The organism is Pradoshia sp. Z6_59 (genome assembly GCF_058267515.1).
Genome location: NZ_JBZCPP010000002.1, coordinates 102510 through 124535, shown reverse-complemented (window position 1 = coordinate 124535; position 22026 = coordinate 102510). Strand labels below are relative to the sequence as shown.

Below are 22026 nucleotides of genomic sequence, written 5' to 3'. Positions count from 1 at the left end.
TCAATGTCTGTAAAAAACGAACATATGTTCTTAAATAGAATAATCGCTTTTCACATTTTTGACAAGTTTATTTTCTAACTAATTCTCTCCTTACAGCAATCTGATATAATAGGGGTAAGGATTGTTTCAATCTAATGTATATGGGGATATTTATATAGTATGGACTGAATTTGTTATTTGTTTGTGAGGAGAGACTATGGATCTTAATTGGTTAACAGAATGGCTAACATTGGAGCATTTAGCCGAATTAATAAGTGATTATAGAAACTTAGGTCCCATTCCGGGATTGCTGCTCCCGTTTGTTGAAGCGTTCCTTCCTTTTTTGCCTTTGTTTGTTTTTGTGACGGCTAATGCCAATGCTTTTGGCTTATGGATTGGTTTTCTTCTCTCCTGGACAGGTGCTGTCGCTGGTGCAATGGTTGTGTTTTATTTGTCCAGAAAATATGGAAAGAAAAAAGCCCTTTCATTTTTACATAGACATTCGGCTGTGCAAAAAGCGATGCTCTGGATCAACCATCATGGATTTGGCCCGTTGTTTATCTTGCTTTGTTTCCCATTCACTCCATCTGCGATCGTAAATATTGTTTGCGGATTATCTGACATTAGTCCAAAACAATATATGCTTGCTGTCTTTGCGGGAAAATTGGTTATGATCTTTACTATTAGTTATATTGGCCATGACATTATGTCTTTAATTCGCGAACCAGTTAAAAGTATTATTGTGGGTATCGTCATTTTCCTTTTGTGGCTAGTAGGCAAGCAAGTAGAATTGCGTTTGAATCGGGTGGAACAGAAGGACCATTCGTAGAATGGAAGAATATCTGTGAAGAGTGTAAAAAAGCGGTTGTTAATAATTAACTGAAAGTTTATAATTATAACTAAATTATTCCATTGAAGGAGGTGTAGAGATGAATCGTTCTGTGAAGGTATGTTTGCAATGGCTTGAAAACTTGTCATTGATTCGTGCCATTTTTCATGTGCAATTTCGTCAAGGGGGTAGTCTGCCCTTTTTAGGAAATTTCATATGAAAAAAGAACGATAATAAGTCTCTATACCCTTGATAGAATAGAAATTCAAAAGCCATGGGGAAGTCTTATATCGACTTTCCCATGGCTTTTTTTCATGTACAGGGTATGGGCGTGAGAGGGGTTTATGCACATGATTGTATGCAGTGTACAGCAAATTGAAAAAAACTATGGCGGAACAAAGCTATTTGAAAATATTACGTTTGAGATCAAGGAAGGAGAACGAATTGGATTCGTTGGTCGGAATGGCTGTGGGAAATCAACAATTCTTAAAATGATAGCAGGTGTCGAAACAATTGATGAAGGGGCTATTCACATTAAAAAGGGTGCAGCATTGGGCTTGCTGTCACAAATCCCTGACTTTACTGATGGCACCACGGTATATGAATGCTTACAATCTGCTTTTAGCCATATGATTGGGCTGAAGGAGAGACTGGATAAACTTGAGCATAGTATGGCTGTTGAAACTAATGAAAGCTCATTGGCTCGCAGTATAGAACAGTATGGAGAAGTTCAGGAGCAGTTTGAACGGCTTGGCGGCTATGAGATGGACAGCACGATTATGAAGATAGCCAATGGGCTGATGCTCGATTCGATGCTCGATAAACGTTTTGTTTCCTTAAGCGGAGGTGAGAAAACAAAAGTCGGTCTAGGGGTGCTGCTCCTGCAGAAGCCAGATCTCCTATTGTTAGATGAACCAACCAATCATCTGGATATTGGTGCAGTTGAATGGCTTGAAGGATTCCTCGAAGACTATGATGGGACAGTCCTAATTGTCTCGCATGATCGATTTTTCCTAGATCGAACGGTTAAGAGGATTTTAGACTTGGACGATGGAGAGGTATTCGTATACGAAGGAAACTACTCTGAATTCGTGCAAGCAAAAGAAAAACGGCTTCTGGAAGAATTTAATCAATATAAGGAACAGCAGAAGAAAATCAAAAAAATGAAGGAAGCGATAAAACGGTTACGCGAATGGGCCAATCAGGCGAATCCGCCGAGTGAAGGATTGCATAAGCGTGCCCGCAATATGGAACGTGCCCTAGAGAGAATGGAGAAAATTAAACGGCCCATTTTAGAAAGGCGTAAAATGGACCTCGATTTTGACCAATCAGAGCGAAGCGGTAAAGATGTTCTGCAGCTTCATGGAATTACGAAGCGATTTGGTACGCAAACATTGTTTGAGAATATGGACCTGTTTGTACAATACGGTGAACGAATCGCGATTGTTGGTGCTAACGGCACCGGGAAATCAACTATTCTTAAATTGGCTCTGAATGAGATTACACCTGACGATGGAGAGGTTAAACTGGGCAGCAATGTGAAGATTGGATACTTGTCTCAACAGCTATTTCAAGAAGGAAAAGACATGACCGTTCTGGAGGCCTTCCGCCAAGAGGTCCATGTTACAGAAGGGGAAGCCCGTCATATTCTGGCCCGGTTCCTTTTCTATGGTTTTCAAGTCTTTCAAAAGGTTGAGAAATTAAGCGGGGGTGAGCGTATGAGATTACGACTCGCTCAGCTAATGTATAAGGATATTAATTTATTGATACTGGATGAACCAACGAATCATTTGGATATTGATTCGAGAGAAGTACTGGAAGAGGCATTAAGTGAATTTCCGGGAACTATTATTACGGTTAGCCATGATCGATACTTGCTGAATAAGCTGTTTCAAAAAACATATTGGCTACAAAATCGGACATTACAGCTTTATTTAGGGAATTATTCTTGGGCGAGAGAGCATATGCTTGCAGATATGTTGCAAGGGAAACAAACAAGTCAATCGGTGACTCGGAGTCAGAGTAATGTGAAGCTTGTACACCATGTAATTTTGAACGAGACTTACGAATCACTGGAGAAAAAAATTGATAAGGTGGAACATCTTTTATCAGATATCATTCGTGATATGGAGAAAGAGACAGCATTAGAAGCACTTCAGCTACTATATGTAAAAAAGAAAGAAGCAGAAGAGGTACGTGATGGACTTTATGATGAATTGGAGCGGTTAGATTGTGAGAGCATATGACCTAAAATAAATCAAATGAGGTTGAAGAGACGGCAAGCAATGATTGCCGTCTTTTCTTGCTTTGAAATAGAAGTGTGCAGGATAAAAATGGGATTTGTAGAATAAGATTGTTGTAGGCGAAATGATGATATTTCTATTTTTAAATACATATAGACAGTTAGGAAAAAGTCGAATTGTTTCGGAGAAAGGTGTGAAAACAGTGATTGTGAAAAAATCCTTATATCGAGATTTTTTATTGATTATGTTGTTCCTGCTTGTTCTAATCTCTAATGTTTGTTTATATCGTACAGCATTTGGAGTTGAAATTTTACAATACAATCCAAATGGTGCAGTGGTAGGCTCCATATTTGATTTGGCATTTGTTTTACCGGTTTTATTTATGGCATGGAAGAAAAGCTGGGGATGGAAAAATATGATTTTATTGGCTGCCAGCGGTCTCATTTTAGTACGCTTCCTAATTCCAATGGAATATTTGGCGCCATTTGAATCAATCACCTGGGCCGGCTTTCTGATTGAAGGCTTATTAGTATGTTTTGAAGTGCTGCTCATCGTTACATTGTTCAAATATATGCCGTACATTACCCGTTCTGTTAAAAATAGTCCACTCCCAGTTGTTTTTTCATTCCCGAATGCTGTTGAGCAAAAAATGAAAAAAACGCCTGTTATTATTCAAATGATCTGTTCAGAAATGCTTATGTTTTATTATGCTTTTGCAAGCTGGAACAAAACGGTGAAGCTGGGCGAAAATCAATACACCTTGCATCAAAAATCAAGCTATATTGCTTTCCAAGTGATGTTGATTCACGCGATTGTTTTTGAAACCGCAGCAATTCATTGGTGGCTGCATGAAAAATACTTTCTATTGTCCATGATCTTACTCCTTCTTAATATATACTCGGTCATTCTTTTTGTGGCAGATATTCAGGCTGTCCGTTTGAATCCCTTAAAGATTACGGAGGACCGTATGTATATTTCGCTTGGATTAATGAAACGTATGGAAATAAAGTGGACAGATATTGAATCCATAATTGATGAACAAGAACAACTTAAGCAAAAAGTTACTGAAAAGACGGTTGAATTCATTTACCGAGATTTAGAAGAAGTTTATCCAGATGTTATTTTAAAATTAAAACACCCTGTTCAAGCCACTCTTATAATGGGTATAAAGAAAGAATATGAACAAGTTGCGATTCGAGTAGATGAACCAGAAAGATTCAAGGTTATTCTGAGAGAAAAGGTCACATTAGATAGGGATACTAATCATTAGGAGTAACGATAAAAAAGGCATTGGGGGATATCATGATTCACATAGAGAATGGGCAGCCCATAGAAATCCGCAAATATAGTGAGCAAGACTTTGTTTCTATAAATAAGCTGAATGCGGAAGAACAATGGACAAACTTGGTTGCGGGGAAAGATAAAACAAAGCAAGCCTGGAACAATTCCAATATTGCATTTGTAGTACTCTCAAAAGAGGAAATTATCGGATATATTAGGGGCTTTACTGATAGACATGTCACTCTCTATATTTGCGAACTTTTAATCGATAAAAGATATAGAGGGCTAGGGATTGGTCAGTATCTGCTAAAGTTTGTACATGGATTGTATCCCTCTACGAGAATAGAGATGCTGGCAAGCAGTGAATCTCAATCCTTTTATAACCAAATCGGTTACAGACCTTTTTATGGATTTAGAAAAACATTTGATGAATAATTTTAGTCATTAACCAAAACAATGATCATCAATCCAGATGGTCATTGTTTTATTTTTGCAGTGAAAGTTTTCCCCTTGCCGATTGTAATTTTCATATTAGTGCCTATTTTGTCTTCTCCTTCTTCCCTCGTTTCCTGTGATATATAACAAAAACTAATCTTCTATTCACCATTAAAATAAACCATTTTTTACAATGCTGGGATATAGAGTCAATTGAAGAGAAAACGCCATGAATTATGATAAAATAGAGAGATAGATATAAAGGGGGGAGGCACATTTAATGTCTTTGCAATTTTATATTGGAAAAACAGGTACAGGTAAGACTGAGACTATTTTAAATGACATTAGGACCAAGCTGGAGAGTGATCCGGAAGGTTCTTCGATTATATATATTGTTCCAGATCAGATGACTTTTCAAGCTGAACTGGAATTGATTAATACACCTAATCTGGGCGGGATGATACGTGCCCAAGTGTTTAGCTTCAGCCGTCTGGCTTGGAAGGTTCTTCAAGAAACAGGCGGTATGGGCAGGCGGCATTTAAATAATGTCGGTGTTAATATGGTGATCCGCAAAATCATGGAGGAAAAGAAGGATGAATTAAAAACCTTTCAACGTTCCAGTGATAAGCAGGGCTTCATTACACAGTTAAGTGATTTGCTGAAGGAATGTAAGCGATATTGCCTGACTCCAGAGGAAATGCTGAACCAATCAGATGGAAAGGTTTCACCGATTTTACGGTCAAAGCTTGATGATTTATCCCTTTTATACAATGGATTTGAGCGTGAATTAGAAGGTCAGTACGTAGATTCAGAGGATTACTTTACTTTATTAGTAGAAAAGATGCCTGAATCAGCTTACCTTCGCGATGCTGAAATTTATATAGATGGATTTTACAGCTTTACAGCCCAGGAATACGGCATTATGGCAGCTCTAATGCAACACTGCAGGAATGTGACGGTTTCGTTGACATTAGATCAGCCCTTTAAAGAATGGGCGCCTGATCCACTTCATTTATTCAGGATGACAGGGGAAACTTATTTTGATCTATACCAGATTGCGCTCCAAAACGGAGTAAAGGTGGAGGAGGATCGTTTATTTAAGGAGCCGCATCGATTTATTCAAAATAAATCCATGCAGCATTTGGATAAATGGTTTGCCAACAGACCGGCACCAGTTTACAATCAGGAGCCGAATTTTGAATTTTGCCCGGCTGGTAACAGAAGGGCAGAGGTGGAAGGAATCGCGCGTAAGATTTTAAAGAGTGTTAGGGAAGGATATCGATACAGAGATATCTTTGTATTAATGAGAAATAGCCAGGAATATGCTGAAGTGGTGGAAACCGTCTTTATGGACTATGGCATTCCTGTCTTTATCGACCAAAAGAGACCTATGCTTAATCACCCTTTGATCGAGCTTATTCGTTCTACGCTTGAAGCCGTAACGAATAATTGGCGTTATGAACCGATGTTCCGTGCTATAAAAACAGACCTTTTGTTTGATAAGAATGCCTATATACCAAAAGAGCGTGAGAGTGCTGCTCTGCTAGAAAATTACGTATTATCCAGAGGCTATTATGGTGACCGATGGAGTAAGAAGCAGGGATGGAAGTATAAAAAAAATCGCGGTCTTGAACTGGTGGCCAGTGTCCAGACAGATGAAGAGCTGAAAATGGAAGCGTTGCTGAATGAAACGAAGGAACAAGTGGCAGAGCCCATCCGTCGACTTGCAAATCGTTTTAAAAAAGCAACATCCGGAACGGATTATGCTCAGGCTTTATACATGTATTTAGATGAGCTTGATATACCGGAAAAGCTTGAAAAAATGGCTAGAAGCGATGAGCAGGAAGGCCGACTCATCCATGCAACAGAGCACGATCAGGCATGGAATGGTGTTATGGAGTTGCTGGATCAATTTGTAGAAATTGTTGGGGACAGGCCGGTTACGTTAAAGAATTTTGGTGCAATCCTAGAAAGCGGGATTGAAACACTGAACTTCTCTTTAATTCCACCTTCCCTTGACCAAGTAGTCGTGACCAATATGGATTTATCGCGCCCTCAAAATGTAAAGATTGCTTTCATAGCAGGCTTAAATGAAGGCGTGATACCTTCTAAAGTAAGTGAAGGGGGAATCCTTTCAGATAAGGATCGAGAAGCACTGCAGTCTTCGGGAATAAAGATGGCACCGACATCAAGCACTAAGTTGTTGGATGAGGAGTTTGCTGCATACAAGGCATTCCTGCTGGCATCCGACTATGTATATTTTTCTTATCCACTGGCTGATGACGAAGGAAAGCAGTTATTGGCTTCATCTTATATGAAACGAGTTAAGGATTTATTTGGTTCAGTAAAAGAAACCTTCTTTGTGCATGATCCGGCTGAAATGAGTGATGAGCTGCAGCTGGAGTATGTGGTTCAGACTAGAGCAACGCTGTCATTCCTGGCGAGCCAGCTTCAACAGAAAAAAAGGAATTATCCGGTATCCCCTGTTTGGTGGGATGTATATAACGAATATGTTAAAGACGGCCCGATGAAGGATCAGGCAGCCTTTGTTCTTTCAGCGCTTTCGTATCAAAATAAAGCGAAGAAAATCCCTGACCAAAAAGCGGTTGAATTGTATGGAGATACAATCCAGGGCAGCGTGTCGAGAATGGAGCTATTCAATAGCTGTCCATTTGCGCATTTTTCCTCACACGGCTTAAAGCTTAGGGAACGGGATATCTACCGTTTAGAAGCTCCTGATATCGGAGAAATGTTCCATGGTGCTCTGCAATGGATGACGGAACAAATCATCGATCGCGGGACAAGCTGGGGAGCTTTATCACGGGAGCAATGTATCCAATTAGCCAGAACGGCTGTAGAGGTAATGGCGCCGAAACTGCAGAATGAAATCCTATTATCTTCCAATCGATTCCATTACTTAAAAAGGAAACTCGAACAAATTGTGGCGAGAGCCTCAATTACTTTAAGCGGCCAGGCGAAAAACAGCCAATTTTCACCGATTGGGCTAGAGCTTGGATTTGGCCGGAGAGGTTCATTGCCTCCACTGACCTTTGAGCTTAAAAATGGAACAAAGATGGAACTGGCTGGACGGATTGATCGGATTGATCAGGCGAAGACAGATGATGGAACCTATTTGAGAATCATTGATTATAAATCGAGCTCGAAGGATTTAAACTTCACGGAAATCTATTATGGAATCGCCTTGCAAATGCTGACCTACCTCGATATCGTGGTCACACACTCACCACTGTTGGTTGGGGAACAGGCTAAGCCTGCAGGTGTCCTGTATTTCCATGTTCACAATCCATTAATTAAAAACAATGGAGTTTATACGTTAGACCAGATTGAACGTGAAGTCTTTAAAAGCTTTAAGATGAAGGGATTGCTATTAGGGGATGACCAGGTTGTTAAAATGATGGATAGCGATTTGGAGAATGGGGAATCCCTGATTGTACCCGCAGGATTCAAGAAGGATGGACATTTTACGGCGGCTTCACGGATTGCAAGTGAAGGAGAGTTCTCTCTTTTAAGCCGGCATGTGAAGAGAATGTATGCCGATACAGGTAATGCCATTACGAGCGGTGTGGCTGATATCAAACCATATCGTTTGCAAAATAAATTACCATGCACCTTCTGTAATTTTAAAACAGTTTGCCAATTTGATCCTTCTCTTGAAAGCAACGAGTACAGAGTATTTAAACCGGCTAAAAAAGAAGAAATCTTTGAGGCTATACGGGAGGAGGAAGAAGATGATGAATAACCGTAAACAAATTCCCGTAAAACCGGCAGATGCTTTATGGACAGATGACCAATGGAAAGCTATCACTGCGGATGGAAATGATATTCTAGTAGCGGCTGCGGCCGGAAGTGGTAAAACAGCTGTACTGGTTGAGAGGATTATCAGGAAGATTATTTCAGAGGATAACCCTCTTGATGTGGATCGTTTATTGATAGCCACCTTTACCAATGCTTCAGCTGCTGAAATGCGCCACCGTATTGCGGAAGCACTGGAGAAGGAAATTAAAAAGAATCCGGACTCCAGACATTTACGTAAGCAGCTCAGCTTGCTGAATAAGGCGAATATCTCAACCCTTCATTCCTTCTGCTTGGATGTAGTTCGGAGTCATTATTATTTGTTGGACATTGATCCCGGTTTTCGAATTGGGGACTCAACGGAAATCGAATTAATTAAAGATGAAATTCTTGAAGAAGTATTGGAAACACAGTATGGAATATCAGATAATGAGCCGTTTTTCAGGCTTATCGATGCATTTACGGATGACCGCAGTGATCGTACGATTCTCGAAATTATCCGAGTGCTAGATGATTTTTCACGGTCCAATCCCAATCCTAAAGAATGGCTGGAAAGCCTTGCGGATATGTATGAGATAGGGGAACATACCAGAATTGAGGATCTGCCATTTTATCCAGTCTTGAAATTTGATATCATGATGCGCCTAGCTGCAGCTAAAGAAATGATCCATGAAGGCTATCAATTAACCTTGCTGCCTGATGGTCCAGCAGCCCTGGGCGAAACATTTAAATTAGACGAAGAGCTTATTCACAAGTTATCAGAGTCTATTGAAGCAGATTGGCAGTCAATGGCAGATGCATTTTCAGCGGTTAGCTTTGCCAAAGCAAAAACGATTCGCAAGGGAACCTGTAATGAGGACTTGGCAAAGCAAGCCAAGAAAATGAGAGATGATGTTAAGAAGTTGCTGAATGGAATTTCGAGCGATTTATTCTTCCGGAAAGCAGATAGCTTTTTAAGGGATATATCAGATATGAAGCCGTATGTGGTGACACTTGCCGAGTTGGTCACAGCGTTCCAAAAACGATTCCTGGCAGAAAAGCTTGAACGTGGGATTGTTGATTTTTCCGACTTGGAGCATATGGCGTTAGAAATTCTGGGGACTTATGAGGATGGAGCATTAAAGCCAACAGATGTTGCGTTGGAGTACCGTGATAAATTCAAAGAGGTACTGGTCGATGAATATCAGGATACTAATATGGTGCAGGAAACAATCCTTCAGCTTGTCACACAGGACGGTGAGTCAACCGGCAATATGTTCATGGTTGGGGATGTTAAGCAATCAATCTATCGATTCCGCCTGGCTGAGCCTAATCTATTCATGGGGAAATACAGCAGATTTTTAACAGAGCCGATAGATACCGGAATGAAGATTGATCTGAATAAAAATTTCCGCAGCCGAAGTGAAGTATTGGCAGGTACGAACTTTTTATTTAAACAATTGATGGGTAAAACGGTTGGTGAAATTGAATATGATGAACCCGCTGAATTAAAAAAAGGAGCAGCCTATCCTGAGGATGAAGAGTACCCGGTGGAACTTTATTTGATTGATAAATCGGCAGAAGGAGCTGGTTACGGATCTGAGGATGATGACGAGGCAGACGAAGATCTTGAAACGGTATTGTTGGAAGCTAGGCAAATGGCTGAATTAATTAAACAAATGATTAATGAACGCCGCAAAGTGTATGATGCCAAAACGAAAACATACCGGAACATTACCTATCGGGATATTGTCATCTTGCTGCGTTCCATGCCATGGGCTCCTCAAATTATGGATGAATTCAGAGCGCAGGGTATCCCGGTTTATGCGGATCTTTCTACAGGATATTTTGAGGCGACAGAAGTAGCTATTATGATCTCTCTCCTGCAAATTATTGATAATCCATATCAGGATATTCCGCTTGCATCCGTGCTGCGCTCTCCTATCGTGGGGCTGGATGAAGAAAACCTGTCGGATATCCGGATTACCCTGCCAAAGGGGCAATTCTATGATGCGTTAAAGGCCTATTGCCAGAACGGTTCATTTGAAAAATACGGTACTGTCTATTTAAAAGTGAAGCGATTCTTTGATTATCTTCACGAATGGAGAAACCAGGCGCGTGAGGGAGCACTGTCCAGTTTAATTTGGCAGCTGTACAGGGATACTGGCTATTATGATTTTGTTGGCGGTATGCCTGGTGGTAAACAGAGACAGGCCAATTTATTGGCCCTATATAATCGGGCCAGACAATATGAAGAAAGTTCATTCAGGGGAATTTTCCGCTTTCTGCGTTTTATCGATCGTATGAGAGAAAGAGGTAGTGATTTAGGTGCAGCACGTGCCCTTGGTGAACAGGAAGATGTTGTCCGAATCATGACCATTCATAAGAGTAAGGGACTGGAATTCCCTGTCGTGATTCTGGGTGGCTTGTCTAAAAAGTTTAATCAAATGGATTTAAAACGTTCCTATTTAGTGGATAAGGATCTGGGTCTTGCATTTCGATATGTGAATCCGGAGTTAAGGATCACGTATCCATCCTTACCGCAGATTGCCTTTAAAAAGAAGCAGCTCCTTGAAAATATTGCGGAAGAGATGCGCGTTCTGTATGTTGCGTTAACCCGTGCAAAAGAGAAGCTGTACTTAATCGGAACACTCTCAGATGCTGAAAAATCGTTTAAGAAGTGGTCTGCCTATGAGAATAAAGAAGGCTGGCTTCTACCTGATTATACAAGGGCAAATGCCACTTCTTATATGGACTGGATTGGTCCGTCTCTAGTGCGGCATCGTATCTTTAAAGAAGGGGCAATCGCCAGTGATTCACTTGCTGAGATTGCCAGTCATCCATCAGAATGGCAGGTACATGTCCGAAAATCGAATACGTTGCAATCAATTACAGAGGAAGAAAACCTTGAAAGTAAACGATTATTTAAATCAATTGAACAAATGGAACCAATTGAGGTAGAGTCTGAGTTTAAAGAACGGGTCAGGGACCAAATGGAATGGGATTATCGATTTAAAAGCTCGACAACTGGGCGTTCTAAACAGTCTGTGTCCGAATTGAAACGATTAAATGAATCAAAGGATGAATATAGTGCAACTGATTTGGTTCGGGCGACCTTTAAACGGATGAATTTAAAGAGACCGGCTTTTATGCAGCAAAAAACAATGTCACCTGCAGAAAAGGGAACGATGATGCATTTAGTGATGCAGCATTTGGACTTTACAAAGCCAGTCACGGAAGTGTCTGTTCAGACGTTACTGGAGTATTTGGTGATGAAGGAATACGCTACGAAGGAACAAGTCAGTGAGATAAGAACTGACCAGATTTTGAGCTTTTTTGAAAGTGAATTGGGTCAACGCTTGCAGCATGCCCAAAAAATACGCAAGGAAATTCCATTTACAATGGCACTTCCTGCACATGAAGCATATCAGGATTGGCAGGATGGCGACGAGAACATTCTTGTTCAGGGGATAGTGGATTGCCTATTTGAAGATGAGAATGGGCTTGTACTGCTTGACTATAAAACAGACGCGATAACAGATCGATTTAAAAATGGATTTGAAGAAGCTGAGCCTGTATTAAAAGAAAGATATGAAAAGCAGATTCAGCTATATACAAGAGCGATTGAACAAATCCTGAAAAGAGAAGTATCAGAAAGATATCTGATGTTCTTTGACGGTACACACGTACTGAAGCTTTAACTGCTGAAGGCGGCACATTTGGGCGGGAAACCGTGCAGTTGTGTCGTCTTTTTTATATTTTCACTTTCGATATTGTCTAATTTGGGAAAGCAAAAGGCGAACATACACCGCTTATCATTTATTAATCCTCATCAATCTCATTATCTGATTCAGAATTCGATACAATAAATTCTTTTAAGTTAGAAGCTACTTCTTCTAATTCGCCGGTTTCGTGATACCAAATATAAATTTTATCCTCCACGATTGTATCCACAATCTTATAGCATAATTTGTCCCCTGTACCATCCTCGCCAATAGATATGAGATTTTCATCCATTTCCTCATCTCGCATATCTTTATTTTGTCTTACAATATCATCCCATGTTCTTTTTAAATTTCCAGGATCTTTAATGGGGAAAAGGATCCATTCATCAATCTGTGCTTGGTTAGATAGTTTAAAAAGGTCTTTATACTGTCCAGGAAAAAGTATTTCGAATTGTTCTTCTGCAGATTTTATATCTAAATCTGTAACTCCAGGTTTTTTTGTATCAAGCAAATCGACAATATCATGCATTTAATACATAACCTCCCTTATAATCTTATATAAAGATTCTTGATATATTTTTAAAATCCTTTTTCAGTGGACATAAAGAAATCCTATTAGCATTTATGCCAATAGGATTTCTCTAAGAAGTATCATTGATCTAGTTTAAGGCTGTAGAAAGTCTTTTTCCTTATAGGCTGGATTTGGATATTTATAGAATCCTTCACCCGTTTTCATACCCAATTTGCCTTTATCAATGAATTCTGTTTTGACCAAATCCGCAATATCCTTGAATGGATTTTGCTCTGGATTTGGATGCTTTGCTGCTTTAGTACTGACGATGTTATAAACTGTTTCCAAACCGACTACATCAATAATCGCAAATGGTCCAAGAGGTGCACCTGTAGCAATCATCCATGTTTTATCGATTGTGTATGGATCCGCTACTCCATTTCCCCATAGATTTTGGGCTGCATCCAGTAATGGAACGAGTAAGCTGTTTAGAATATAGCCAGGTTGCTCTTTTTTAATATGGAGCGGAACCATTCCAATTGCGGCTGCGAATTGCAGTACATCTTCAACCACTTGGTTATCAGTATGAGGATGTGGCATGACTTCTCCAGTATTATTCATCCAAACGCGGTTTGCGAAGTGCAGAGCCAGGAATTTCTCTGGACGTCCAGTATATTCGGCGAAATCACTAGGAAGCATAGTAGAAGAGTTTGTCGCAAACACCGTATGTTCAGGTGCAACTTTACTCAACTCAGTGTAAAAGTTAATTTTGATTTCTTTTAGCTCTGGAATAGCTTCAATAACCAAATCGGCATTAGCTGTTGCGATTTTTAAATCTGTTGCATATTGAATACGTGATTGAGCAGACTGGGCTGCTTCCTGTTCGTTTTTAAAATAGCCAACGTAGGTATCTTCTAAATCAGTGATACGGTTCTTTGCTTGTTCAATGGCGCTCTCGTTAATATCATAAATAGTGACATTGAAGCCCTTAAAGGCTGTTTGAAAAGCGATTTGGCTCCCTAAAACCCCGCTGCCTGCAACTGTAACATTTTTATAATTCATGATTAATTTCCCCCAATCTGTAATTTGGATATTCTGTTCTTACCAGTAAATATCCATACCCTTCAAGGGAAATATACTACTATATTGTTAAAAATAAAAATAGTAAGACCTTAGACCTGTCCAAAGGAAATAAAACGATATAGGTAGGAGTAAAAAAGGAATGGATATACCTTAAGAATGGAAATATAAATGAATACAATCCTTGATGCTAATTTACGGAAAAGGTACGAAGGAGGGGGATTATATGAGTAAAGCAAGGAGCGGTGTATGTGAACTCTGTCTGCGAAATGATGTCGAGCGGACTATTCACCATTTAATTCCACGGGAATATGGAGGGGGCCCCAATGATACCTCCAAGCTATGTATTCCTTGCCATAAACAGATTCATGCTCTTTATCCAAATTTGGAGCTGGCTGTCAGACTTAATACGATTGAGAAACTGAGGGATGATCCTGAAATAAAGAAATATTTAAAATGGATTATAAAGCAGCCAGCAGGCAAATTGCCACGAATAAAAAAATCCGGCTATAAGGCCGGAAGAAGATGAGTGATTAATTGTTTGCTGAGATGGGTTGATCAACCCCATTTATACCAATAACGGAATTTCCGCTAATTCCATTTGTATCAAAAATAACACCTCCGGTAATTCCAGAGCCTGAACCATTCACACTTTTAGTTGCGTGTTTTGGAGAGATAACTAGGGAATCTCCAAATTGAATAATTCCGCTTCCTGCATTAAGAACTTGGACGGAACCGACAAGAGCAGGCATTAAGTTTCCTCCCTTCTTTCATTACTGGGCCGATTTAGAAGCTGTCTTACATTCATGACTCTAGTTTCGGAGCGGATAAACCGTCCGTTTCCTACCTGTAATAAAGAGGAGGCAGAGATGGCCTGTGTTCGGATACAATCTACAAAAAGGTATGGATTAACATTTTCAAAATTGATATGGACCATTTCATCAATTGGTTCAAAGTCAGGTACTGTGTAAAATACTTTATAATCTCCGAAATTACCTTCCTGTCCGTAAAAAAATTCCTGTTCCCGCTGATAGGCAAGGACATTGTCAGCTGAATAACTATATTGAAGTTCTCCTATGTCAAATGTAGATCCCCTTGATAAAATGGATACATGAATATGATTGACTATCGATGTTCTTTCCCACATGGCATTGTCCTCTTTAACGATTGACAATAGGCTGCAATGGCCCAAATTCTAATGCGTTTAATGGTGTGTCAGAGGCAGCAAATAGCTGCATGGTTTCTGTATCGCCGACTTTAATGGCAGAGGCGCTCGATACAGATATTAACTTAATACAGCCAACCTTAATTTGTTCGTTTACGACATGGAAATTCATCACACTGCTCACTGCTCCTTCATTGAATCAGGATAAACCTCTATAAATCTGATGATGGCATTTTCAATATCTGTTCTGAGTACTTCTGATATTTGCTCCCGAATTGCCGGGATTTTTTGCTCAGTCCGGTTATGAGGCGGCGTTCGATCCAAATAATGATGAATACGCTGAGGAAGTTGCCGGGCTAGATCCTCCATGATAAAGGAGCGCATGGTTTCATCCGCTTTTTGTTCGCAGATATTTTCGGCTCTTTTAAAGATTTCATCCTTCTGATTATTTAGGTCAAGTAAAACCTCGCTCGTTAGTTGATGGACAAATTCATCCCTGGATGGAAAGAGAAATGGACCGGGAGGAGTGTGATTATTGATAGCCAACTCATCGATTTTTTCTAAATCTGATGGGGTTAGCCCAATATTTAAGGTACCCTCCAATCTTTCCACTTTCAGTTGGTCAAATTTATATTCTATCCGATCGACTCGAATCGGTGCCTGGTGTTTTGCCTCTGTTAATTCTTCTTTTAATCTCTTTACGTCTTCTTCCAGTTTGCGGATAGCCTGCTGTTGATATTCCAGCGTATTTTGTAAGTAGTGTAGGAATTGGGTTAAATCCTGCTGCAAATGACTCATCCTTTCCTATTCTGGACTTGAACCTGCGGTGAATCTTCTTCAGTCTCAAAAAGGGGATGGTGCGCTTCCGGAGCAGGTGCCTCAAAGCCACCGGAATTGGTCATGAGTGACTTGGACTTGATGATACCGGCACTGCCGATTTGCAGGACGGATGCATTGGCGATTGCGTTAATTTTAATGGTATTAATCATAATCGTTTGCTTAACAAAGATGTTCATTTTCTTCACCTCTATAACGTAAATGCAATTGGTTGATCGACAACATCTGCATCAAACGTATTCGTAGCACTGTAAGGATTATTTACAGCTACATAGTCACCCGTATTAAAAGAACCCGCTCCGGAAAATGTTTTAGCATTAGAGTAGGGAGTGACTTTATAAATATCCCCCACATTAAATACACCGCTGCTCCCTACACTGAGAATTTGGACAATACCTACAATTCCTGGCACATTTAACACCTTCCTTGGGTATACCTGTATCTGGATTCTTAACAATTCTTTAACAGTATATGTGGAATGGGCTGAAAGGTGAGGGAACCTCCCTGTGCTTTAGAAAAAATAGATAATTATGATAGGGGATTTTAGCAGAAACTGCTAAACTGGTTTTATAAGAAATTTTTAGGAGAGAGGAGTGTAATATTGCAATCCATAACGGATAAACAAAGGATACATGTGGTTGATTTTCTGCGTGGGATTTCAATTGTAGGAATTTTATTGGTCAACATGCTCGATTTTCATTCGCCTTTTTTGTATCTTGAATTAGATTATTGGGATAACAAGCTAGATCTCTATACATATGCACTCATTGATATTTTGGCACAGGGGAATTTTTACCCGCTTTTTGCCTTTTTGTTTGGGTTCGGTACGGTTATTTTAATGACTAGGGCAGAACAAAAGGGGATATCGTTTCCTGCTTTATTTACAAGGCGGATGATCTTTTTGCTTTTGCTGGGAATGATTCATGCATTTTTAATTTGGCACGGTGATATTTTAATCACGTATGCCGTTTGTGGGTTACTCTTGCTGCTGGTTTATCGATTAAAAGGTAAAACATTGCTTCGTTTATCGGTATGGTTATATACCATTCCTTATGGAATATTTGGGCTACTTATTCTGCTGCTCGAATTATTGACCCCAACATCTGGTTTGTTAAATACCGATTTTTCAAAAATAAATAAAGCCATCGAGATCTATTCAAATGGGACGTTTGCAGAGATTTTTTCAATGAGATTTAATGACTGGGCTGCTGTCAATGGACCGGCAAATATGTTTTTTTTATTTTTATCGGTTTTTCCATGTATTCTGGCAGGAATGGCTTTTGCCAAATTGGAATGGCTCACGAATCTGAAGGTTCATCAGAAAAAGCTACAGGTCATGTTTCTTGTATCATTGCCTGTAGGACTACTTTTAAAAATGTATCCGTATCTATCGACCCAAAATTATGCGACTGAATTTTGGCAAGATATTTTTGGCGGGCCCTTCCTGACACTGGCCATTATAACAGGGATTACCCTTATTTATGATAAATCTCCAAATGTTAGAAAAATGGCTGTTCCCTTTGTCAGACTGGGAAGAATGTCGCTTACAAATTACCTTATGCACTCCATTCTGTGTACGCTGATCTTTTATTCATATGGACTAGGGCTTTATGGCGAAGTGGGAGCTTTTATGGGTACTTTATTAGCTGTATTAATTATCCTGTTTCAATTGGTATTTACAAAATATTGGTTACGTTCTTTTAGAATGGGACCAATTGAATATGGCTGGAGAATCATTACTTACTGGGACAAACCATCATTCAAGCGGGAAAAGGAATATGATACATTTCAATAAGGGTGGAACGCAGTTTAATAAGAGTATAGCTTAAAAGTGGAGAAACGTAATTTATCATTTTAGTAGCAGTAAACAGCTGTATAAATGGTTTTAAACCAATCTGAAAGGAATGGATGTAGAATGAAATTCTCAACCGTTAATGATAATGGAAAAGCAGTAGCAGGATTGATTGATCAGGATTTATTTTATTCTTTAGAAGTAATTAAGCAATCCAGTGAGGCGCTGAATGGATTGCCAACTTCTTTACAGGCTTTGATTGAAGAATCCGAAACATGGCTGCCAATGCTTCAGGAATGGGTACAAGCTGCAGAGAAAACAGAAGGTAAATCAATCGACTCTTTGTCATGGATGGCTCCTCTGCCGCGTCCGCACAAAAATATTTTTTGTGTAGGTAAAAATTACGCTGCACATGCTACTGAATTTGATGGCGGGGTTCCACCGGAGGATATGATTGTATTTACGAAAGCTCCGACCGCAGTCAATGCCCACAAACAGGCTGTGCCTCTTCATGCAGAAGTAACGAATGAGCTGGACTATGAAGGGGAATTGGCTATTGTCATTGGCAAAAAGGGAACCTCTATTTCCCGTGATAAAGCTTATGATTACATTTTTGGATATACCATCCTAAATGATATAACAGCAAGAGATCTGCAATCCAAGCATCAGCAATATTTCCTGGGAAAAAGTCTGGATGGTACGTGTCCAATGGGTCCGTGGATTGTTTCAAAAGATCAAGTGTCACATCCATATGATCTGGAAATTAAAACAAAAGTAAACGGGGAAACAAGGCAGCATGCCAGAACGTCATTATTTTTGTTCCCAATTGACGAAATCATCGCTACGATTTCTAAAGGAATTACGCTTGAGCCTGGCGACATTATTGCTACAGGTACACCGGCAGGAGTAGGAAAAGGGTTTAAACCACCGCGTTATTTAAAAGATGGTGATGTGATTGAAATAACGATAGAATCGGTTGGGACCTTGAAATCTATCATTTCTAAATAAATTGTAAATACATAATGTTCGAAGATTACAACCTAGTATGCTACTATTATGTTGAATATTGCTGAAAGTGGGGGGATTTTATGAGTGGGTCTACTTATGAACATATTTTTATGTGGGTGTTATCCATTATTGTGTTCTTAGTGTCTTTAAAAATGACAGGCAAAAATTTAAAAATAATGATGATGATTAATAGGGTACTATACATATTAATTATTGCAACAGGTATCATTATGTTAATGAATGTTTCCAATATTGGTGGGGAATATATCGCCAAGATAATTATTGGTGTTTGGGTAATCGCTGCAATGGAAATGACAAACGTGAAGCGATCAAAAGGAAAGAGTCACAAATCTTTCTTTATCCAGTTTTGGATTTCGTTTGTTTTAGTGTTATTGCTAGGCTTTAGATTACCTATTGGTATTCAATTATTCGGATAAGTTATGGCTCAGTCGATCGAGACTGGGCTTTTTTATTTAATCTAATTAATTTATTATCATAAAAGGTTTTTTCATTTTACTTCTAGAATTAATTTAAATTCAGAAGGGAGATGAAGTTCTTGAGATTTACGGAACGTACCTTGAAAATTTTTAAATATGCAGAAATAGAAGCTAAAAGGACAACTAATATCATTTATCCAGTTCATTTAGTACTAGGGATGTTGCTTGAAAGGACAGGTGTCTGTGCTGAGCTATCTATTAAGAATCCAGAGCTTCGGGAGCTATTAGTTAAGCGGATTAAAGAAGTGTACTCGAATACATACGAACATGGAATTGTTTATGAGCCCTTTAAAATGAACATTTCTTTATCGACTGATCAGGTATTAATACATGCAAATAACCGAATGAAACGCTTTAACCAGATTTATTTGAATGAGGGTCATCTGGCTGATGCCATATTTAAAAGCAATGACCATTTAACAAGATCCATACTGGAAGGCTTAGATGTTTCCAGCATACTTGGAATAATGTCTTCCCCGAGAGATATGGTTGTTCCTCTGAAGGATTATGAATTCCCAAGCATTTTAACAAGTAATATAAATTATCGGAAAGCGGAGCAAAATGATGCCGCATCGTTAAAAGCCTTTGTGGAAAGTGAATTTGGAAATGGGTGGCTGGATTCAATTGAAAATGGGTTTTTACAAGATGATATTCCTGTTTTCATTGCTTTAGAAGATAACCAAATTAATGGATTCGCTTGCTTTGATGTAGTTAGAAAAAGAAAGGGATTGTTCGGTCCGATGGGAACCTCTCTATCAAACCGAGTACAAGGAATAGGATACAATCTCCTTCATCATTGTTTAAGAGAGATGCAGGAAAAGGGCTATGAATATGCTATCATCGGGCAGGCTGGACCACTGGAATTTTATGAAAAAGCGTGCAATGCTATCGTGATTCCAAGGGATTAATGACTGCGATTTTGAAAGTATAGATACTTTCTATTTAAGCTGTTCAAATTTATTTTTGCAGAAATAACAATAAAACTCTTATAATATTCAATCTTACTATTTAGACCAATGGTTATATTGTGATTGTTTTGTAAAATAACTATTGTTCGTTTTGTTATAATGAAGTTTATAAAATAATACTTTTCTTTATAGGGATATCTTCCCGGGAATTAAATAATGTGAACTAGCAGCAGGTGATAATATGATTTTGGAATGTATTGTGGAAAATGAAAAAGATGCCATTAAAGCAGAGCAGCTCGGCTTTAACCGTTTAGAATTAGTGTCTGCCATGTCGGAAGGCGGATTAACCCCAAGTTATGGAACAATAAAACGTGTAATTGAAAATGTGAATATACCTGTTCAGGTCATGCTACGACCGCATGGCTATTCTTTTGAATATGATGAATTCGATTGGTTGTCGATGAAGGAAGAGCTTCAAGCCTTTTCAGATTTAGGTGTACAAGGGATTGTCTTTGGCTGCTTGAGGAACAGGAAAATCGACCAGGCTTTACTGGAGAAAGTGATAAAGGAAGTACCGCATTTTGATACTACGTTCCATAGGGCGTTCGATGAACTAAAGTCTCATGTAGAGGGACTCGAAGTGCTTTGTCAGTACTCCCAGCATGTAAAGCGGATTCTAACTTCCGGCGGTGAAAGTAGAGCCTATGAAGGCAGGGAAACACTGCAGCAGCTGATTACGTTATCAGATGGATGGTCGGGTCCTGAGATCTTAATTGGCGGGGGCCTGGATAAGGAGCATATGGAGGAATTGCATTCATACCTGAATGCAAAGGAATACCATTTTGGGTCCGGGGTCCGAGTAGACCGTTCTTTTGCCAATGGGTTCGACACCGAAAAAATAGAGTACATGCTTGAGTTATTTGAAAGTAAGTGATGGTTGAAAAGATCGTTATTGGTCAGTCGAAGACTTCTACTCTATGATTCATAGATTTTTTTATCCGTTATCATGTATATTCTAAGAATTTATTAAAACTACATGGTCATTACGTAGAGTATGTCCGTTATGGGTTTATAAGCTGGTGAATGAAGATAGCTGGAAACAGTCAAGGGCAAGCAATGGTTAAGCCGCTTTTTATTATTCAGTCAGGATAAATATATAGGGGTGAAAAAGAGTGGAGAAGTTTGTATTTATATTTGGTCCACAGGCGGTTGGTAAAATGACTGTAGGACAAGAATTAACTAAAATTACAGATATGAAATTATTCCACAACCATATGACAATCGATATGCTTCACCCGCTTTTTGAATTCACATCTGAAATGTGGAGGTTAGCAAACTTTTTAGAAGTGAAATTTTTGAAGCCTTCTCGAAAAGTGATACCTATGGGCTTATATTTACAAAGGTTTGGGATCTCAGTTCGGAACAAGAGTATGAGGAAATCGAGAAAATGTGTGAGATTTTTGAATCCAGGGGGATTGAAGTCTATTTTATTGAATTAGAAGCTGATGTAGAAGAAAGGCTATTACGCAATAAATCACCGAATAGATTAGAGCATAAACCAACTAAGAGAAACAAGCTGGAATCTGAGGAACATCTTTTATCCACTATGGAAAACTTACGATTAAATTCGCTTGAAGGTGAGATAAACAAGAAAAATTACCTGAGAATTAACAATACAGATTTAAGTGCAGAACAAGTTGCCCAAAAGATAAAAAACGACTTCAAATTATAAAGCGCTTATTGGTAGTTTCATATTTATTTAATAGAATAGAAGCATTTTTGCTATGATAGTGAAGTGTAAGAATATCATGTAACATAGCGGTGCTCTTATTAATTTTCTTACCAAAACAATGAGCAATGTTAATTGAGCTAATTGTTCAGTTGGATCTTACCTGATGCTGCCGCCAAATGTGCGGCTTTTTTTATTTAATACGAAGATAAAAC

At 39.1% G+C, this 22026-nt stretch carries 21 protein-coding genes and 1 pseudogene; 14 read left to right on the top strand and 8 right to left on the bottom strand.

The window, feature by feature from the left end; translation table 11 throughout:
* The first annotated feature begins 196 nt into the window (after nucleotides 1–196).
* The 7 genes from AC4D4B_RS02700 (at nucleotide 197) to addA (ending at nucleotide 12260) form a co-directional block, all read left to right on the top strand.
* The gene (locus AC4D4B_RS02700) at nucleotides 197–808 is read left to right on the top strand and encodes a TVP38/TMEM64 family protein (RefSeq protein WP_490995502.1); all 612 of its coding nucleotides are present in this window, start codon (nucleotides 197–199) and stop codon (nucleotides 806–808) included.
* Nucleotides 809–908: 100 nt separating this feature from the next.
* Complete coding sequence (locus tag AC4D4B_RS02695; protein ID WP_490995501.1) at nucleotides 909–1028, top strand: RAxF-45 family protein; 120 nt, start codon at nucleotides 909–911, stop codon at nucleotides 1026–1028.
* Between the two features lie 130 nt (nucleotides 1029–1158).
* Nucleotides 1159–3054 (top strand): ribosomal protection-like ABC-F family protein, encoded by a 1896-nt coding sequence (gene abc-f, locus AC4D4B_RS02690; RefSeq protein ID WP_490995500.1) that lies wholly within the window; start codon nucleotides 1159–1161, stop codon nucleotides 3052–3054.
* Between the two features lie 190 nt (nucleotides 3055–3244).
* On the top strand, nucleotides 3245–4321 hold the full coding sequence (locus AC4D4B_RS02685; protein WP_490999107.1) for a beta-carotene 15,15'-monooxygenase: 1077 nt from the start codon (nucleotides 3245–3247) through the stop codon (nucleotides 4319–4321).
* Between the two features lie 32 nt (nucleotides 4322–4353).
* Complete coding sequence (locus AC4D4B_RS02680; RefSeq protein ID WP_490999106.1) at nucleotides 4354–4767, top strand: GNAT family N-acetyltransferase; 414 nt, start codon at nucleotides 4354–4356, stop codon at nucleotides 4765–4767.
* Between the two features lie 280 nt (nucleotides 4768–5047).
* The gene (addB, locus tag AC4D4B_RS02675) at nucleotides 5048–8527 is read left to right on the top strand and encodes a helicase-exonuclease AddAB subunit AddB (protein WP_490995497.1); all 3480 of its coding nucleotides are present in this window, start codon (nucleotides 5048–5050) and stop codon (nucleotides 8525–8527) included.
* Entirely contained in the window at nucleotides 8520–12260 is a 3741-nt protein-coding gene (addA, locus tag AC4D4B_RS02670) for a helicase-exonuclease AddAB subunit AddA (RefSeq protein ID WP_490999105.1), read from the top strand. The genes addB and addA overlap by 8 nt, the downstream gene beginning before the upstream one ends.
* A 121-nt stretch (nucleotides 12261–12381) precedes the next feature.
* Here the strand turns inward: addA and AC4D4B_RS02665 are convergent, their stop codons facing one another.
* Both AC4D4B_RS02665 and AC4D4B_RS02660 read right to left on the bottom strand, forming a co-directional pair.
* Nucleotides 12382–12813, bottom strand: a complete 432-nt coding sequence (locus AC4D4B_RS02665; RefSeq protein WP_490999104.1) for an SMI1/KNR4 family protein — start codon at nucleotides 12811–12813, stop codon at nucleotides 12382–12384.
* A gap of 135 nt (nucleotides 12814–12948) precedes the next feature.
* Nucleotides 12949–13857: a 3-hydroxyacyl-CoA dehydrogenase gene (locus AC4D4B_RS02660; protein ID WP_490995494.1), complete on the bottom strand. Its 909-nt coding sequence runs from the start codon at nucleotides 13855–13857 to the stop codon at nucleotides 12949–12951.
* 244 nt (nucleotides 13858–14101) lie between these two features.
* Between AC4D4B_RS02660 and hlpB the strand changes: the two genes are divergently transcribed.
* Nucleotides 14102–14404 (top strand): HNH nuclease-like protein HlpB, encoded by a 303-nt coding sequence (hlpB, locus tag AC4D4B_RS02655; protein ID WP_490995493.1) that lies wholly within the window; start codon nucleotides 14102–14104, stop codon nucleotides 14402–14404.
* Between the two features lie 4 nt (nucleotides 14405–14408).
* On the opposite strand, the gene AC4D4B_RS02650 is transcribed toward hlpB, so the two are convergent.
* The 6 genes from AC4D4B_RS02650 to AC4D4B_RS02625 are packed head-to-tail and all read right to left on the bottom strand — an operon-like array spanning nucleotide 14409 to nucleotide 16289.
* Entirely contained in the window at nucleotides 14409–14627 is a 219-nt protein-coding gene (locus AC4D4B_RS02650; RefSeq protein WP_490995492.1) for a spore germination protein, read from the bottom strand.
* Nucleotides 14627–15022: a spore germination protein GerPE gene (locus tag AC4D4B_RS02645; RefSeq protein ID WP_490995491.1), complete on the bottom strand. Its 396-nt coding sequence runs from the start codon at nucleotides 15020–15022 to the stop codon at nucleotides 14627–14629. The genes AC4D4B_RS02650 and AC4D4B_RS02645 overlap by 1 nt, the downstream gene beginning before the upstream one ends.
* Before the next feature lie 13 nt (nucleotides 15023–15035).
* The gene (locus tag AC4D4B_RS02640) at nucleotides 15036–15212 is read right to left on the bottom strand and encodes a spore gernimation protein GerPD (protein WP_139063800.1); all 177 of its coding nucleotides are present in this window, start codon (nucleotides 15210–15212) and stop codon (nucleotides 15036–15038) included.
* Between the two features lie 8 nt (nucleotides 15213–15220).
* The gene (gene gerPC, locus AC4D4B_RS02635; protein WP_490999103.1) at nucleotides 15221–15838 is read right to left on the bottom strand and encodes a spore germination protein GerPC; all 618 of its coding nucleotides are present in this window, start codon (nucleotides 15836–15838) and stop codon (nucleotides 15221–15223) included.
* Entirely contained in the window at nucleotides 15835–16056 is a 222-nt protein-coding gene (locus tag AC4D4B_RS02630) for a spore germination protein GerPB (RefSeq protein ID WP_066101641.1), read from the bottom strand. The genes gerPC and AC4D4B_RS02630 overlap by 4 nt, the downstream gene beginning before the upstream one ends.
* A gap of 11 nt (nucleotides 16057–16067) precedes the next feature.
* The gene (locus AC4D4B_RS02625; RefSeq protein WP_139891460.1) at nucleotides 16068–16289 is read right to left on the bottom strand and encodes a spore germination protein; all 222 of its coding nucleotides are present in this window, start codon (nucleotides 16287–16289) and stop codon (nucleotides 16068–16070) included.
* A 189-nt stretch (nucleotides 16290–16478) separates the two neighbouring features.
* Between AC4D4B_RS02625 and AC4D4B_RS02620 the strand changes: the two genes are divergently transcribed.
* The 6 genes and pseudogenes from AC4D4B_RS02620 (at nucleotide 16479) to AC4D4B_RS02595 (ending at nucleotide 21814) form a co-directional block, all read left to right on the top strand.
* Nucleotides 16479–17672: a DUF418 domain-containing protein gene (locus AC4D4B_RS02620; RefSeq protein WP_490999102.1), complete on the top strand. Its 1194-nt coding sequence runs from the start codon at nucleotides 16479–16481 to the stop codon at nucleotides 17670–17672.
* Nucleotides 17673–17792: 120 nt separating this feature from the next.
* Nucleotides 17793–18677 (top strand): fumarylacetoacetate hydrolase family protein, encoded by an 885-nt coding sequence (locus AC4D4B_RS02615; protein ID WP_490995487.1) that lies wholly within the window; start codon nucleotides 17793–17795, stop codon nucleotides 18675–18677.
* Nucleotides 18678–18757: 80 nt separating this feature from the next.
* Nucleotides 18758–19114, top strand: coding sequence for a DUF1516 family protein (locus AC4D4B_RS02610; RefSeq protein WP_490995486.1), 357 nt, complete (start codon nucleotides 18758–18760; stop codon nucleotides 19112–19114).
* A 119-nt stretch (nucleotides 19115–19233) separates the two neighbouring features.
* Nucleotides 19234–20082 (top strand): GNAT family N-acetyltransferase, encoded by an 849-nt coding sequence (locus AC4D4B_RS02605; RefSeq protein WP_490999101.1) that lies wholly within the window; start codon nucleotides 19234–19236, stop codon nucleotides 20080–20082.
* Between the two features lie 241 nt (nucleotides 20083–20323).
* Nucleotides 20324–21016, top strand: coding sequence for a copper homeostasis protein CutC (locus AC4D4B_RS02600; protein WP_490999100.1), 693 nt, complete (start codon nucleotides 20324–20326; stop codon nucleotides 21014–21016).
* A gap of 283 nt (nucleotides 21017–21299) precedes the next feature.
* Nucleotides 21300–21814 (top strand): annotated as a pseudogene (locus AC4D4B_RS02595) (shikimate kinase).
* Nucleotides 21815–22026: the final 212 nt, after the last annotated feature.

Coding starts and splice junctions, on each gene's coding strand:
- AC4D4B_RS02640 (WP_139063800.1), bottom strand. CDS start 15,212: ATGAATTTCCATGTCGTAAACGAACAAATTAAGGTTGGCTGTATTAAG.
- AC4D4B_RS02645 (WP_490995491.1), bottom strand. CDS start 15,022: ATGTGGGAAAGAACATCGATAGTCAATCATATTCATGTATCCATTTTA.
- AC4D4B_RS02665 (WP_490999104.1), bottom strand. CDS start 12,813: ATGCATGATATTGTCGATTTGCTTGATACAAAAAAACCTGGAGTTACA.
- AC4D4B_RS02610 (WP_490995486.1), top strand. CDS start 18,758: ATGAGTGGGTCTACTTATGAACATATTTTTATGTGGGTGTTATCCATT.
- AC4D4B_RS02680 (WP_490999106.1), top strand. CDS start 4,354: ATGATTCACATAGAGAATGGGCAGCCCATAGAAATCCGCAAATATAGT.
- AC4D4B_RS02615 (WP_490995487.1), top strand. CDS start 17,793: ATGAAATTCTCAACCGTTAATGATAATGGAAAAGCAGTAGCAGGATTG.
- addB (WP_490995497.1), top strand. CDS start 5,048: ATGTCTTTGCAATTTTATATTGGAAAAACAGGTACAGGTAAGACTGAG.
- AC4D4B_RS02600 (WP_490999100.1), top strand. CDS start 20,324: ATGATTTTGGAATGTATTGTGGAAAATGAAAAAGATGCCATTAAAGCA.
- gerPC (WP_490999103.1), bottom strand. CDS start 15,838: ATGAGTCATTTGCAGCAGGATTTAACCCAATTCCTACACTACTTACAA.
- AC4D4B_RS02660 (WP_490995494.1), bottom strand. CDS start 13,857: ATGAATTATAAAAATGTTACAGTTGCAGGCAGCGGGGTTTTAGGGAGC.
- AC4D4B_RS02695 (WP_490995501.1), top strand. CDS start 909: ATGAATCGTTCTGTGAAGGTATGTTTGCAATGGCTTGAAAACTTGTCA.
- hlpB (WP_490995493.1), top strand. CDS start 14,102: ATGAGTAAAGCAAGGAGCGGTGTATGTGAACTCTGTCTGCGAAATGAT.
- AC4D4B_RS02700 (WP_490995502.1), top strand. CDS start 197: ATGGATCTTAATTGGTTAACAGAATGGCTAACATTGGAGCATTTAGCC.
- addA (WP_490999105.1), top strand. CDS start 8,520: ATGAATAACCGTAAACAAATTCCCGTAAAACCGGCAGATGCTTTATGG.
- AC4D4B_RS02630 (WP_066101641.1), bottom strand. CDS start 16,056: ATGAACATCTTTGTTAAGCAAACGATTATGATTAATACCATTAAAATT.
- abc-f (WP_490995500.1), top strand. CDS start 1,159: ATGATTGTATGCAGTGTACAGCAAATTGAAAAAAACTATGGCGGAACA.
- AC4D4B_RS02650 (WP_490995492.1), bottom strand. CDS start 14,627: ATGCCTGCTCTTGTCGGTTCCGTCCAAGTTCTTAATGCAGGAAGCGGA.